Here is a 1,198-nt window from a genome sequence, read left to right as displayed (position 1 = left end):
CCCCCGACGTCGGCGGCGTCCCTTCGCGGCGACGGTGCCATTGCCCGAATGAGCAAGCACCCCACCCCGGCCCCGACCCCACAACGAACCGCACGCGCAAGCACCGCACCGGAAACCCCGCGCACAACAGGATGCAGCCGGTCAGCCGGGCAGTCGGTCACCGGGTCAGGCGGTCACTGGACGGCCGGGCAGTCAGACACCGGTCGGCCGGGCAGCCGGTCAGCCAGTCACCGGTCGGCCGGGCAGTCGGTCACCGGTCAGCCGGGCAGAAGCTCAACCCGTCATCCCCGCGCCCCGACCGACAGCACAGCCGCCGCCACCTCGTCCGGCCGGTCCAGCATCACCAGATGGCTGGAGCTCGGCGAGACGCGGAAGGTTGCCCCCAGTTCATCGGCGAGCGCACGTTGGCGTGCCGGCCAGCGCCGGCCCGTGCCCGCCGCGAGGACCGTGGCCGGCAAGCCGTCGGGCAGGGCGAACTCGCCTCGTACGCAGACCAGTTGGGCCGCCACATCCGCATACGTCGCGTACTCGGTCAGCAGCGCCCGAAGCGAGCGGCTCGTGGAGTAGGTGCGCCGGACGAGCCCGTACGGAGCCGGATCACCACCACGCCCGGCGCGCGTGAGCCGGAACGCGGCCCGCCGCCCCGGCGGTCCCAGGGCGTACGGCGCCCCGGCCGCACCCAGCACCCCCGCGGCGATCCGCGTGAGCCCGGTGCGCAGGGCCGGCGCCGGGCGTGGCCGGGCTGTCGTCTCGACACTGGAGTCGATCAGGACCAGGCCGGCCGTACGCGCGGGGTGCAGCCGGGCGAAGCCCTCGGCGTGGAAGCCGCCGAGGGAGTGGCCGACCACGGTGGCGGGCCCGGTCAGCCCGCACGCGTCGAGCACCCGGGCGATCCGGTCCGCCTCACCGGTCAGCGACGGGTCCACGGCGGCCGGTCCGCTGAGGCCGAGCCCGGGGCGGTCGAAGCGGACCACCGTACGGTGCGGGGCGAGCAGCCGGGCCACCGCGTCCCAGTCGAACCACACCATCCCGAGCCCGGCGGTGAGCACGCAGACCGGCCCGCTGCCCTCCACCACGACGTGATGCGGCACCCCACCGATACGCACGAACTTCCCGGACGCTTCGGGTGCCTCAGTCACCTCGGTCACTCCAGTCACCCCAGTCACCTCGGGCACCCCGCTGCCCCCCACCGACCGCC

The 1,198-nt window shown here is 74.9% G+C and carries 1 protein-coding gene; it reads right to left on the bottom strand.

What is annotated here, in order from left to right; translation table 11 throughout:
• Positions 1-281: 281 nt before the first annotated feature.
• Entirely contained in the window at positions 282-1,139 is an 858-nt protein-coding gene (locus G6045_RS40570) for an alpha/beta fold hydrolase (protein WP_328708103.1), read from the bottom strand.
• Positions 1,140-1,198 lie beyond the last annotated feature (59 nt).

This window comes from Streptomyces mesophilus (assembly GCF_011044995.1).
Taxonomy (GTDB): Bacteria; Actinomycetota; Actinomycetes; order Streptomycetales; family Streptomycetaceae; genus Streptomyces; species Streptomyces mesophilus.
This window is presented reverse-complemented; position numbering and strand designations above follow the sequence as displayed.